This is a genomic window from Synergistaceae bacterium (assembly GCA_017443945.1).
In the GTDB taxonomy this organism is placed as follows: domain Bacteria; phylum Synergistota; class Synergistia; order Synergistales; family Aminobacteriaceae; genus JAFUXM01.
Window position 1 is genome coordinate 44,023 of sequence record JAFSXS010000093.1, and the last position, 13,778, is coordinate 57,800.

The following is a 13,778-nucleotide window of genomic DNA, read 5'->3' on the forward strand; positions in this document are numbered from 1 at the left end:
GCTGTAAATAGTATGATTTGCAATATAGTTAATTACAGCAAAAATTTTCGTAAATATAATATTTTGCATTCCTGCTGCAACCAAAGAGAGCAGCTAACACCACGAATACGGCAAAAGGTTTTAGCTTTTGACTTTGCTGTTATATTTAGTGTGTTGATTTATACATTTAGTGAGAACAGCCAAAATTTTCACGAATCCATTCTCAATAATCCAGCCTTCATATATTATAAACGTGTGATATAGTAATAAAAAATTTTAGGGGGAACTCGTTATTGATGACATTATTAATTTTTCTCGCAGTATTTATATATTTCTTTCTCTTGCGCGCAAAAATTTCTTTCGCCTGCATGACCGTCTTAGTCGGCCGCAAAGCATCTGAGTCCGGCAATGTCTTAGTAGCTCACAACGAGGACGCGCCAGGACGTTATACAATGCAGACTCATTTAGTTCACAAATTGCGCAGACACCCGGGAACAACTATAAAATTTGAACCCGACACAGCAGAACTAGAATTAAACCCTACACGCACGAGTCTTTTATGGTCAGAGGCAAAAACTTATAATCCCGACAAGCCGGAGCCTTCATTTTGTGATTTGTACGTGAACGGATTCGGAGTTGTAATCTGCTCAAATAACTGCGCTGACTCAAAAGAAGACTCACCCGAATTATTTAACGGCGGCATTGCTTACGGTTTACGGCGTTTAGTCGCGGAAAAGGCCATGAACGCAAGAGACGCACTCAATATCGCGTGTGATTTAGTTGACAAGTACGGTTATGCATCAAGCGGGAGATCTTACGCATTTGCAGACTGCGACGAAATTTTTGTAATGCAGATAGTAAACGGCAAACATTACGCAATTCAGCGAGTCCCCGACGACGAAGCCGCAATTATCCCGAATCATTACACGATTCATGACTGCGACAAGAAAGCACGCGGTTATAACGAACTTGTGAATTATGCTATTAAACGAGGCTGGCACGATCCCGAAAATATATTTGATTTCGCAAAAGTTTATCAGAGTGAAGCAACTTACGGACTCGAAAAAAATACTCACAGACACGTCCGGGCATTTGAAATTTTGCTTGATATTGACTTGAGCGGATTATTAGATCATGAATGGGAGTCGCTGCCTTTCTCGATTAAACCTGCTCACAAGGTAAATATTGATACCCTCAAGAAAATTTTGCGGACTCACTTTGAGGGCACAAGCTCGAATAATTCAAACGGTAACACGCCGCATTTCGACTCGCCACTTACGATTTGCAACATTGACACGTTAGAAAGCACTATAGCCGAGATTCGCCGCCGACCTGAACGAATAATTTTGCGTAAAGCTCTTGGCCGGCCTTGTTTTGCGCCTTATGTGCCGTTTTATTTCGGGATAAATTCAATTCCTGAAGGTTACGAGGATGTAGAATCAGAAAAATCTTTGCGCGAACATTTTAATACGCAGCCTCAAGACTTAGATTACAAGAATAATGCGTGGTTCATGAATCAGGAAGTTCAAGCGGCCTGCGATTTGTTGTACCCTGAAAAAAGTGAGATAATCCGCGAAAAAATTTCTGAAGTCGAGTCAGTTATCGAGAAAAAATTATCTGACATTGACCCGCAAATAGAATTACGAATCAAGACAAATCCCTACATAGCCGGTGCAATGATAGAAGGTGCTGTAATGTCATGGGCTGAGGACGCGAAAAATTTAATGAACGAGCTAAAATCGGAGCTTGCTATAATTCCGGCTGAAGCAGAAAATAACATTTCGCCAGAGAAAAATTTTGTCGTGAGAATCAATAATGACAAGTTTGACTCTGAATCGCTTGATATTTCGCAATGCAGGTGCGGACCTTCATATTTGCCGGTTAAAAAATGGTCTGAATGCTTGAATATTGTCAGGAACGATAAATTTTTTACTCTCAAATTTGCTGATTCAGAATGGATTCATGACGCTGTGCCGTGTTTTATGGATTTATATATTTTGCTGGTGAATAAAGACGGCTCTAAACGTGCTGCAACAGTGAAAATAAAAATTTTGGAGGTCTAACAAATGCCGCGAAGAAAAAATTTTAATCTCACTCCTGCCGATATTAAGAAGCTGGGCGGCAAAAAAAGTATAATTATTCTGCTTGTTCTTGCTGTATTCTGGTTCTTCAACGTCGATATTTCGCAGTTTATAGGCGATAATAATAACGTACCAAATAATAATATCGGCTCTGACATTGTGTCCGGAACAGTAAAAAGAGTCATTGACGGCGATACACTTGTAATCACAATAAATAATCAAGATAGGCGCGTTAGATTATTAGGAGTCGACACCCCCGAAACAGTTCACCCGAAAAAAGGTGTGCAGCCCTATGGACGAGAAGCAAGCAATTTCACAAAGCAGTCATTAACCGGCAAAATAGTATGGCTTGAGTATGACTCATCACCGTTAGACAGATACGAACGTCATTTAGCTTATTTATGGCTTGAGAGGCCCGACAGAATCAACGAGTCATCAATACGGCGCGACATGTTCAACGCGAGATTATTATTAGGAGGTTACGCAAGAGTCATGATAATAAAGCCTAATAAACGCTATGAAGATTTATTCAAGAAATTTCAATCAGAGGCGCAGAACTCAAGGCGCGGACTCTGGGCAGCAAATTAAAAGAGGGTGAATTACTCTGAAGAAATTATTTAGTAACTCGTTTATGACGTGGCACGCAGGATTTGCATTATACCGCTCATTAGTCAGCACATTTTTTAATCTCGGAGGGCTGCAAATTCTCAAGCGCAAATATAAAGGCGATATTTCAGAACGTCTCGGCCAAGTTGAAAATATTTCGCAAAAACCTATATGGGTTCACGCGGTCTCAGTCGGTGAAGTTCAGTCGGCAAGCTCATTAATTCGGCGCATAAAGAACAAGAATCCCCGTCCCTGCATAATTTCAACAGTAACAGCTACAGGCCGTGAGACAGCGCAAAATCTTTTAAGCGACATTGTTGACAAGATCATTTACAGCCCATTTGACGCAAAAAAATTTGTCTCGCGTGCAATAGAAAATATCAACCCATGCGCTTATATCACAATGGAGACGGAATTATGGCCGGAAATGTTATATCAGTTAAAGGCGCGTAATATTCCGGCATTCTTGGCAAACGGGAGACTCTCGGAGAAAAGTTTTGCGAGATTGAGACGTACAAAATATTTCTGGCAAGGTGTGCTTGAGTGCTTGAATAAATTAATGGTCAGATTCGACGATGACAAGAGAAAATTTTTAGAGCTTGGAGTCCCTGAAGAAAAAATTATTGTAACAGGAGATTGCAAAGTTGACGCGCTTTTAGATCGCCGCAAATCAGCAGACCCGGAAAAATGGCGGTGGCTCAAGAAAAGTTCTGACTCGCCGTTATTCACAGCTGGGAGCACTCATCAAGGCGAAGACGATGTAGTTATCGCTGCATTCAGAAGCCTGCGCAAAAAATTTCCTGACGCGAGACTCGCAATAGTTCCCCGACACCCTGAACGCGCTTTAATGACAGTTGCGTCTGTACTGCCTTATAGCGATTTGAAGGCGGAATTACTTTCACGAATCGAACGGGAAAATAATAATTATGATGTAATAGTCGTTGATAGAATCGGCGTGCTATTTGATTTGTATGCAGCTTCTGACTCAGTTTTTGTCGGAGGAAGTCTCGTCAACAAGGGCGGCCAGAATCCATTTGAACCGGCTTTATTTGGACTTCCTGCGATTCACGGGCCGAGCATGTCAGATTTTCCCGACACAGAACGAATGGACTCAATGGGTGCGGCTTTCTGCGTGCATAATGATTTAGAGCTTGCGCGTACATGGGAAGAGTCAATTAATCCCGAAAACGTAAAACAAGCACTGAAGAATTGCGCTGATTACTTCAAGACACTAGGCGGGGCAGCAGATAAAACTTGGCAGCAAATAGAATCTCAAATTTAAATTTGACAGAATCAACGCTCAATAGTAAAATACGCTTTGTGTTCGACGAAAGCCGGGCGGATAGTTCAGCGGTAGAACACCTGCTTTACACGCAGGGGGTCGTAGGTTCGAACCCTGCTTCGCCCACCAGAGATTTATAAAACGCGGGGTCGTAGCTCAGTCGGTTTAGAGTGTCGGCCTGTCACGCCGAAGGTCGCGAGTTCAAGTCTCGTCGGCCCCGCCATAAAATATAAATCGCAAAGTGTGAGGCGGGATAGCTCAGTTGGTAGAGCAGCGGACTGAAAATCCGCGTGTCCCCAGTTCAACTCTGGGTCCCGCCACCAGTGTGAACAATAAATAAATATAATTATTACAATGCGGAAGTAGCTCAGGGGTAGAGCACAACCTTGCCAAGGTTGGGGTCGCGGGTTCAAATCCCGTCTTCCGCTCCATTTTTTTGTGATATAGAGTATATTACCCGGATCAAGTGTCCGGGTTTATTTGTGCGCTATAATGTCGTGAAGTCAAAATCAGGGCGGGAATGTTGCATTAAAATTTTTTGCCTCAAAGAATTATCGAACGGCCATAATGCACCGAGCTTGTAATCATATTCGTCTGGTGTTAAATTTTTGTGTTCCGTTTGCATGTGTAAATGTCATCTCACCGCAATATACTTTACCGCCAATCGAATATAAATCGACTCTAACATGCGGTAAACCCTCGCACAATTTCGCAGCAACTTTTTTCATTTCGTCAAAATTTTCAGGTTGGTGAACTTCTGCGTTATGAGTGGGATAACCTAAACCGAATGGCTGTAATTCCCAGTTCATATTATAAAAATTTCGTTCACTTATGTTGTGTTGTTCATTGTGAAAATCAATAGCACAATAATACGGGATACCATCAAAACAAAAAAATCTATAATCATTAATTGCTGCTTCATCCATAAATTTCTCGATTAAAATTTTCGGCTTAATATCGCGATAATGCATCTCCCAGCCAAGCCAAGCATAATTTCTCTTGATTAAAGCATCATATTTTTTCTTTAGTTCAGAAATATTTATTTTGCTTTTATCATGTACAAGAGTAACGCTCCCCGAGTCATGATTGCACTTAATAACAAATTTATCCGGCAATGAGTTAAAATCGATCTCATCAAATGAGTCATAAATTCCATAAAGCGGGATTAAATATTGCTCGCCTAGTTTATCGCGTATCCATTCACGGACGATATATTTATCTGCGAGTCTAGTTTTTTCTGGAGTGGGCATGTAAACTTTTGCGACGTTAATTTTTTCGTTGTAAGTCTGCGGGGCGTCCCAGTTTAATTTGCGATTGAAAATTTTTTGATATTGCTCGCCGATTGCTTGCTCGATTTGCGCGTAAGTCATTCTTTGAAGTCGGAGATATGCGGTTTCTTCTGCACGTTTGATTCTGCGTTGATTGAGACTCGTTAAAAATTTTGAGTTGTCGATTAAATGAGTCCTAATAAAATGCCGTGCTTTCTTGAGTGCAGCTTTAATCATGAACGATCCCGCCTCTCTGTACACATAAAAACGCCCGTGCACGAATCACACGGACGCAAATTTATTCGTGAAAAATTGTTAGAATTTCTGTGTATTAAATGGGAATTTGAGAGGACAGAATCCGCACGAGCCACAAGTTATTATACAAATTTTGCTTCAATTCTGTCAATCCTTTCATTTTATGAATTCCATGTAAGTATATCACACATTTATTCTGTTTTCTTGCCTGTGAGTCTTGCCCAACGTTTACGCCATTTTTTACGCGCTTCTAATCTTTCGCCGAGATCCCTTGCTCCCACGCCATAGACTAAATAAAGAATTATCCCCGAAACTATCATGATAAACACTGTCGACGCACAACGCCGCCCAGACGCATTTATGTTATAGCCCTCCCGGCCTTCTTCCATTGTCATATTTTGTATTATCATTGCGTAGGTCTTCCCGTACGATGATTGAAACGTCGCGCCCATATCGTATTCTGTAAATAATGCATTGAAATTTAACGCAAATACAGCTAACACACTCGGCAATATAATCGGCAATTTCACTTTCAAGAACGTATAAACCGGTGAAGCTCCTAAATTTTTTGCTGCGTCCTCAAGTTCGTCATCTATCGCGTAAAATGCTGCTTTGATCATTCTCAAGGCAAACGGCAATTTTGTAACTGTATACGCCATTATTATTAAGAATCTCACGTTTTCACGCCAGTATAAATTATTCCCGAACACATACCAGACTTCGCGATTAAAAAATATTCTATACGAGTAGCATATTAAAATCGTAGGTAACAGCCACGGAAATAATAAGCAGCTTTCTGTAATTAATGCACGTTTCTTGTTGCGATTCTTGAAAATGTACGAGACCGCAAGCACTACTATAACGCAGGCAAGTGCAGCAGCTACAGCAGACATAATAAATGAAAGTCTTATGCCCCCGACCGCGTCAGAATTTGAGAATACTCCCGAAATTGAACCGATTCGAGTCCTTAATCTGCCTCGTGATGTCATGTACTCATAATTTTGCGTGCCGAAATAATTTATGAACGTCCAGTCAGTTAGATTCAGCATTTTACTTCTTATTGCCGGATAATTCTGGAACGAGAACAAGACAATCATTACAACAGGAGTCATGTAAATCACAAATAATATATACGCGTAAAGATGTGCTGTTACATTCCAGAACGGGCTGTTAATTTTTTGCTTCACGAGTTTTGCTTTAGTCTTCGAGACCGATAAATAATGCCCCTTGCGCTCATAGTGATTCAGGACGCTTAATAATATAATCGTGAACATCGCAAGTATCACGCTCAAGAGTGCCGCACGTGCCTGAGGAAATGACTCATCTGCTGCGCTTGAACCTGCTAATCTCACTATTTCGGGATTTATTGAATTATAACCTAACAGAGTCGGTGCTGACATCGCACAAAGTCCCGTTATAAATGTCATTACAGTTAGTGAAAATAAAGTAGGCAAAAGAGTCGGCATTACAACGCGGAATAAAACTTTGAAGGGACTCGCACCCAAATTTCTAGCTGCCTCGACTGTGTTGTAATCTATATTTCTAATGGCGTTGCGCAGAAATAACGCGTGATTTGACGTACATGCAAATGTCATTGTGAATAATACAGCGTTGAAGCCCGAAAACCATTGACGATTCATATGCGGGAAAATTTGAGCCAGCCAAGTCGTCATCATTCCGTTTGTGTCGTATAAAAATTGATAGCCCGTAACCAGTGCCACGCCCGAATAAATTAATGTCGTCATATAACCCATTCGCAAAATTGACGCGCCTTTGATGTCAAAATATTCGGTTAAGAGTACGATACTAATTCCGACGATATTTACTGTAATGACAAGACAAATTGCAAGTTTAAGCGAGTTCCACACAAAAAGCGGCATAGTTCCGGCCATGAAAAATTTTATGACTGCAAGAGGGTCATTATTGGTCGTAAAAATTGACGTTAAAGTATTCAAACACGGCATGACCATAAATCCCAGAAATAAATATAGAAATAGCGCGAGTCCGAAAACTTTTGCGATAAATCCTGCGTCGAAAGTGTTATTTTTCTGCATTGAGAGTCACCCCTTTTATTAAGCGTGATAGCTCATGATGTCGGACGGGTTGATTATAACTTTCACTGAGTCGCCCGTGCTGTAAAGGTTGATTCCGTCGTTTTTCTCGATTACCTTCAAGACTTGGCCTTCTGTGCGGATATAATATTTGATGTAAAGCCCGTAATATTCTTCTGACTCGATTGTGCCGTCAAAGCCTGTGTCTGACTCGTTATTGACTCTTATTCTCTCAAGCCTGATAAAATGATTCTGATTTGACGGGAGATTTAGCGTGCTCGTTATATGAGGTTCGAGTTTGTTAATGTCGCCGATAAAGTTTGCTACAAATTCCGTGCTTGAGTGATTATAAATTTCGTTGGGTGTTCCTGTCTGCTCGATTACGCCTTTGTTGAATACTGATATGCAGTCGGAGAGAGTCAATGCTTCTTCCTGATCGTGAGTCACGTAAATTGTAGTGATGCCAAATTCGCGCTGCATTTTCTTGAGTTCGTTGCGGAGCTGGACTCTTAATTTTGCGTCGAGATTCGATAAAGGCTCGTCCATGCAGATAATTACAGGTTCTGTAACAAGTGCGCGGGCGATTGCGACTCTTTGCTGCTGGCCTCCTGAAAGCTGACTCACTGCTTTTTGCAATTGTTCGGGGGTTAAGTCAACTTTTTCTGCAATTTCCGTAACTTTTTGCTTAATTTCGGGCTTGCTCAACTTCTTTATCTTGAGTCCGAATGCGATATTATCATACACTGTCATTGTAGGAAAAAGTGCGTAAGACTGGAAAACGATTCCGATATTGCGTTTCTCGATTGGGACGTGTGTAATATCTTGACCGCGCATTAAAACACTTCCCGACGAAGGCTCAATAAAACCCGTTATCGTGCGTAATGTTGTAGTCTTTCCGCAGCCTGATGGGCCTAAAAACGTGTAGAACTGTCCTTCTTTTACATGAACGTTGATATCGCGAAGAGCCTCGAACTGGTCAAACTTTACAAAAATGTTGTTCAGCTTTATCACGATTTGACACCTCCTGAAAGTTTTTAATTTATCATAGCACATAATATTTCATAAGACCGGTAGTTTGCAAATAAAAAACGAGTCCCGCGCAAAAAACGCAGAACCCGTAAAATTTTTGAGATTCAATTATGCTGCTTCGATCTTTGTTACGTCGTAGCCTGCCTCATCGATTGCGTTAATAATTTCTGAGTCGTCTATGTCGCCCGAAAGTGTGATAAGTGCCGAGTTTTTCTCAAGACTCACTTCAGCTTCAATAACTGACTCAAGATTCGTTAATGCCTCGTGAACGTGTTTAACGCAATTTTGGCAGCCCATTCCGTCAATGTGAATTAATTTTTTAATCATGATTACGGCCTACTTTTTTGTTGCAGGGAAATAAACTTTGAATAAATAAATCAGGCAGAATAATACTGCAACACCGATTCCGATTCCATAAGCAAGAGTTCTGTCAAGCATTAAGTAACATTCAGGAGCAATACAGAAATATGTAACACTTACTGCGCTCATGAAAGTAGCCGGAATTGCCGCAATAAATCCGCGTCCGGGTGCTACGTTCCTGCAAAGATAAACAGCTCCCGCCCATAATGCGATCATTGCTAGAGTCTGATTCGACCATGAGAAATAACGCCATACGATCGTGTAATCAGCTAACGAAATAAAATATCCTGCTGCAAGTAACGGCACTGCAAGAATCAAACGAGGCGCAAAACCTTTTTGATCAATCTTGAACCAGTCAGCAATTGTTAATCTTGCACTTCTGAAAGCTGTATCTCCTGAAGTAATCGGACATGCAACAACGCCCAAAATCGCGAGAATACTTCCTACGGGGCCAAGCAAACCAATTGAAATTTCGTAGACTGAGTTAGAGTTACCGCCCTTTATTGCTGCAAGTGCTGCTGTTGAGAACTCGCCGCCCGTTCCTGTGTTGTAGAATGCTATACCTGCTGAAGCCCATATTAATGCGATAATACCTTCTGCAACCATTGCACCGTAAAATACAAATCTTCCTTTACGCTCTGAAGTCAAGCAGCGAGCCATTAACGGAGACTGAGTCGCATGGAATCCCGAAATAGCACCGCATGCAACTGTGATGAACATTAACGGCCAAATAGGCTGATTTGCTGCGTCAGGGTGCATGTTGTAAAGTCCTTCCCATACTTCAATCATGGGCTTGACTCCGTTTACGTGATTCATGACTGTAACGCCGCCGATTCCTATTGCCATGAAAATTAAGCAAAGCCCGAACAACGGATAAATTTTTCCGATTACTTTATCAATAGGAAGAAGAGTCGCGAGGAAATAATAAACAAGTATTACAATCGTTAAAATTTTTGTCCATTCAGCAACACTATAGCCCCATAAACTTGTAGCAGCTGATGCACTGCCGGAAACTGCGCTTGTACCCTGAACAAATAATTTCGCGAGCAAACCTGCAGGACCGACCATGAAGACAACTCCGACCATTACGAGCAATACAACAGAAAATACACGCATAATTTGAAGCATAAAGCCGCCTAAATATTTTCCGGTAATTTCTGAAACGCTCGCGCCGTCGTTCCTGACTGAAAGCATACCCACTAAATAATCGTGAACAGCACCGGCAAAAATTGTTCCGAATACAATCCATAAATCAACCTGAGGCCCCCAAATCGCTCCGGATAATGCACCAAATATCGGCCCAAGTCCCGCAATGTTGAGAAGCTGAATCAAAAACGCTCTTCCCGCTGAAATCGGCACAAAGTCAACGCCGTCCGGATGTTCAACGCAAGGAGTCTTTCTGTCGTCAGGCCCGAAAATCTTATCAACGATAAAACCGTAAATCATATAGCCGAGAACTAATATTACAAGTCCGCCCAAAAACGAATACATGAAATAATTTCTCCCTTCATAAAATATGATATATTGTATTTATAAAATTTTAGTCGATTCGCGATTTAAAGCAAGTATATTAATTACGTAAATTAAGGAGGTTTATTTATCATGCTGTCAAAACCTGTGAAAACTTTAGGCGTTCTCGGAGGAATGGGCCCCGCTGCATGTGCTGAATTTCTTAGAATCTTGGCCAAAGACTCACCCGCAAAAAATGATTCTCAGCACCCGAAAATTATAATGCTCTCAGATCCAGAGACTCCAGACAGAAGCGACGGCCTTATGGGACTCGGCCCTGATCCTGAACCGGTTATCAGGAAAAATTTATTTAAGCTCGCGGAATGGGGAGCAGATTTACTCGCCGTGCCCTGCAACACCGCACATTATTTTATTGACAGATTCAGAAAAGATTTGCCCGTACCGCTGATTCATATTGTGGAGTCAACTGTCGAAGCTGCTAGAGAATTGAGTCAGGGTAATTGTTCGTGGTTATTAGCTACTGACGGGACGATAAAAAGTTTAATTTACCAGACCTGCGCGGAAAAATTGAATTATCACTTCTTGAGACCATCGCGGGAACAGCAAAATAATATTCAATCATGCATAAGACTCGTTAAAGCCGGAGATCTGCACACAGCCGGTGAACTTTTACGCGATACAGTAAATCAATTATGGCGTGAACGTAATGTGCCTGTTACAATGGGCTGCACTGAAATCCCGTTAGCTTATGCCGTGTCGGGACTTCCTGATGATAAACAAGTTTCTAGCTTGCAATCTCTTAGTAACGCGTGCATTCGTGTTTTATACGAGCTGTAATGCTATAATCACACGGAAAAATTTTATTTCTCGAAAGGATTTGATTTAATACAATGCCTCATAATAGAGAAAAAGAGCAGGAACGCTACGAGGACGAATTATCATTATTTGACATAATTAATATTTTATGGCGCAGAAAATTTTTTATCATAATTGTTACGATGTTATTCGGCATTGTTGCTGTTATCCGAGCACTTCTCGCACCGTTTACTTATAAAGCCGACTGCAAAATAATCCCTCAGCAAACAGCATCTAGAATCGAGGGTTTAGCTGCAAGTTTGGGAGGTCTCGCTGATTTTATGGGAATGTCCTCAAGGGGCAGCGGAGGAGCGTTATTATTAGGGATTCTAAGATCTGATTCTGTCGCCGATGCAATTATTGATAGATTTAATCTCATGGGAGAAGCCAGCGCCGACTCAAGAATAGAAATGAGAAAAGCCGTACTCGGAGGACTTCAAGCATCAGAAGTTTTTGGAAGCGGAATAATAACAATTTCTTATATCGCACTAGACCCCCAGAAAGCAGCCGACATCGCAAACGCCTTTGTAGACGAACTGCAAAATAAATTGCATGATATGTCCGTAGCAAGTGCCCAGAAAAAACGCGAATTCTTCGAGGGACAATTAATCCAGGCTCAGAAAGAATTAAACGACGCAGAAGACGCAATGATTAATTATCAGCAAAGAAGCGGTGTTGTAGTATTAGACTCGCAAACTAGCGCGTTGATTAATGCAATAAATGATCTAAGAAAGCAAGTAGCAGCCAAAAATGTGGAAGTTTCTTCGTTGAAAAGCTATGCAAGAAAAGATAACCCGCAATTAAAACTAGCTCAATCACAACTAGACGCAATGAGACGTGAGTTACAGAGCCTCGAAGAACAACAAAAAATTTCTGATTCAACACGAAGAAGCAGTAATCTACTATCAAGCGATGTCTTGTCAATGAGGCGCGTTCCTGAACTCGGACGGGAATATAACCGTTACGCACGAGCATTACAATTCGCGACTGCAAAATATGAACTCATGCTAAGACAGTATGAAAGCGCAAAACTTACCGAAGCAAACGACATGGCCTCAATTTCTGTAATAGATTATGCATACCCGCCTGATGCAAGATTCGGCCCTCAACGCACCAGAATGGTTATAATTAATTCTACAATAGGGCTGGCTATCTCGGTATTCTGGTCATTTTTCGCTGAATATATGCGCAAAAAGAAAGAAGAACGCGAGCGCGCATACAATGACGATTACGACGACGATGATGACGATTAAATAATATTTATCTCGTAATACGCTTTTATCCCGTAAACATCAACAAGAGCGTCAAGCACAGAACCTTTTATACCGCGCACTTCAGAGTCAGGTTCGGGCAAAACTTGAATCACAAAATAATCTTTGTCAAGCTGTTCGAGCCTGAAATTTTTTACTTCTTTTACCCGCGACATTCTTTCACGTAAAATATTTTCTCTAGGTATATTTGACATTTTTTATTCTCCCCTTTTATATTATCATAATAGCAATTTTTTAATTCCGTACAAGTCAAGTTATTTATATTTATCAAGGAGGCGTTTTTTTATGCGTAAAATTTTTTTAGCTGTTGTGTTGTCGTTGTGCATTGCTTCTCTTGCCTTTGCTGATGTTACCCCCTCACCGAGATGGCTTTATTCGCTTACTGCTGTTCAGGATGCAACACAAGTAATAATTATTTCGGGCTGTCCTGATAATCAAGGAAGAGGCGCAAGTTTTACCATGCACGAGAAAGACGGCGATAGATGGCATGAAGTTATTTCTTGTCATGCGTTTATCGGCAGAAATGGTTGGGGCAAAAAAGTCGAAGGCGATGGAAAAACTCCCTGCGGCGAATTTAGATTTACAAAGGCGTTCGGAATTAATAGAGCTCCAAGCGGAACTCAAGTCGATTACACAAAAGTTGATGAGGCTGACTACTGGAACGGAGACTCGGACTCGCTGCTTTATAATCAATTTGTATCAACGAACGATTATACAGATTTCGAGATCAGCAAGAGTGAGCATATAATCGATTACAATATGGCGTACAGATATGCGCTTAATATCAGCTGGAATCCATTAGGCAAACCCAACAGAGGCAGCGCAATTTTCCTTCACTGCTACACAACACGCAAATATACCGGCGGCAGCGTTGCAATTCCTGAAAGTGTAATGGTCGAAGTATTAAGACGTGTAGAAGATGATTGCGTCGTTATCATGGACAAAGAAGAAAATATACAGTACTATTAATTGACTCAAAAATTTTTGCTCCGTCGTAGAAAATTTGCGGCGGAGTTTTTTTGTGCTTACTAAAAATTTTTTCTCCGTGAATAATTGCGAGTGCTGAAAAATTTTAAAGTTTTTGTAGTTGCAAATGTAGTTGTAATATTTATTTTTCCGGGAATTGTTATAAAATTTTTTCTGCGAAGTCTTGAAGGATTATAGCATAAATATATTTGCACAATATAATATAGTCAACGCACTTAATTTGTTATATCCAGATCAATGCAAAAATTTTATCGCGCTTATATAATTCGTTCTGCCCACCCGCC

The 13,778-nt window shown here is 41.0% G+C and carries 12 protein-coding genes and 4 tRNA genes; 10 read left to right on the top strand and 6 right to left on the bottom strand.

The genetic code is table 11. The features are described 5' to 3' along the window. The first annotated feature begins 272 nt into the window (after positions 1-272). From IJT21_09625 to IJT21_09655, 7 genes are all read left to right on the top strand, one after another. A complete protein-coding gene (locus tag IJT21_09625) occupies positions 273-2,042 on the top strand; it encodes a C69 family dipeptidase (protein ID MBQ7578511.1) in 1,770 nt (589 codons plus the stop codon). Positions 2,043-2,045: 3 nt separating this feature from the next. Continuing rightward, positions 2,046-2,648: a thermonuclease family protein gene (locus IJT21_09630; GenBank protein MBQ7578512.1), complete on the top strand. Its 603-nt coding sequence runs from the start codon at positions 2,046-2,048 to the stop codon at positions 2,646-2,648. Positions 2,649-2,691: 43 nt separating this feature from the next. Beyond that, the gene (locus IJT21_09635; GenBank protein MBQ7578513.1) at positions 2,692-3,948 is read left to right on the top strand and encodes a 3-deoxy-D-manno-octulosonic acid transferase; all 1,257 of its coding nucleotides are present in this window, start codon (positions 2,692-2,694) and stop codon (positions 3,946-3,948) included. Between the two features lie 54 nt (positions 3,949-4,002). Continuing rightward, positions 4,003-4,077 (top strand) — tRNA-Val (locus IJT21_09640). 16 nt (positions 4,078-4,093) lie between these two features. Next, positions 4,094-4,171 (top strand) — tRNA-Asp (locus IJT21_09645). A 24-nt stretch (positions 4,172-4,195) separates the two neighbouring features. After that, positions 4,196-4,271: transfer RNA gene (locus tag IJT21_09650), tRNA-Phe, on the top strand. A 33-nt stretch (positions 4,272-4,304) separates the two neighbouring features. Next, a tRNA-Gly gene (locus tag IJT21_09655) sits at positions 4,305-4,379 on the top strand. A gap of 153 nt (positions 4,380-4,532) precedes the next feature. On the opposite strand, the gene IJT21_09660 is transcribed toward IJT21_09655, so the two are convergent. From IJT21_09660 to IJT21_09680, 5 genes are all read right to left on the bottom strand, one after another. Beyond that, complete coding sequence (locus IJT21_09660) at positions 4,533-5,453, bottom strand: hypothetical protein (GenBank protein MBQ7578514.1); 921 nt, start codon at positions 5,451-5,453, stop codon at positions 4,533-4,535. A 209-nt stretch (positions 5,454-5,662) separates the two neighbouring features. Further along, positions 5,663-7,525 (bottom strand): iron ABC transporter permease, encoded by a 1,863-nt coding sequence (locus tag IJT21_09665; protein MBQ7578515.1) that lies wholly within the window; start codon positions 7,523-7,525, stop codon positions 5,663-5,665. An 18-nt stretch (positions 7,526-7,543) separates the two neighbouring features. Then, positions 7,544-8,533, bottom strand: coding sequence for an ABC transporter ATP-binding protein (locus IJT21_09670; GenBank protein ID MBQ7578516.1), 990 nt, complete (start codon positions 8,531-8,533; stop codon positions 7,544-7,546). Between the two features lie 126 nt (positions 8,534-8,659). Continuing rightward, a complete protein-coding gene (locus tag IJT21_09675; GenBank protein MBQ7578517.1) occupies positions 8,660-8,878 on the bottom strand; it encodes a heavy-metal-associated domain-containing protein in 219 nt (72 codons plus the stop codon). Between the two features lie 9 nt (positions 8,879-8,887). Continuing rightward, on the bottom strand, positions 8,888-10,402 hold the full coding sequence (locus IJT21_09680) for a carbon starvation protein A (protein ID MBQ7578518.1): 1,515 nt from the start codon (positions 10,400-10,402) through the stop codon (positions 8,888-8,890). A gap of 111 nt (positions 10,403-10,513) precedes the next feature. Here IJT21_09680 and IJT21_09685 point away from each other — a divergent pair, with 111 nt between their 5' ends. Further along, the gene (locus IJT21_09685; protein ID MBQ7578519.1) at positions 10,514-11,218 is read left to right on the top strand and encodes an amino acid racemase; all 705 of its coding nucleotides are present in this window, start codon (positions 10,514-10,516) and stop codon (positions 11,216-11,218) included. 53 nt (positions 11,219-11,271) lie between these two features. Then, complete coding sequence (locus IJT21_09690) at positions 11,272-12,489, top strand: hypothetical protein (GenBank protein ID MBQ7578520.1); 1,218 nt, start codon at positions 11,272-11,274, stop codon at positions 12,487-12,489. Here IJT21_09690 and IJT21_09695 read toward each other — a convergent pair. Further along, the gene (locus tag IJT21_09695) at positions 12,486-12,701 is read right to left on the bottom strand and encodes a hypothetical protein (protein ID MBQ7578521.1); all 216 of its coding nucleotides are present in this window, start codon (positions 12,699-12,701) and stop codon (positions 12,486-12,488) included. The two genes, IJT21_09690 and IJT21_09695, sit on opposite strands and share 4 nt — an antisense overlap. Before the next feature lie 91 nt (positions 12,702-12,792). Here IJT21_09695 and IJT21_09700 point away from each other — a divergent pair, with 91 nt between their 5' ends. After that, positions 12,793-13,476: a hypothetical protein gene (locus IJT21_09700; protein MBQ7578522.1), complete on the top strand. Its 684-nt coding sequence runs from the start codon at positions 12,793-12,795 to the stop codon at positions 13,474-13,476. The last annotated feature ends 302 nt before the right edge of the window (positions 13,477-13,778 follow it).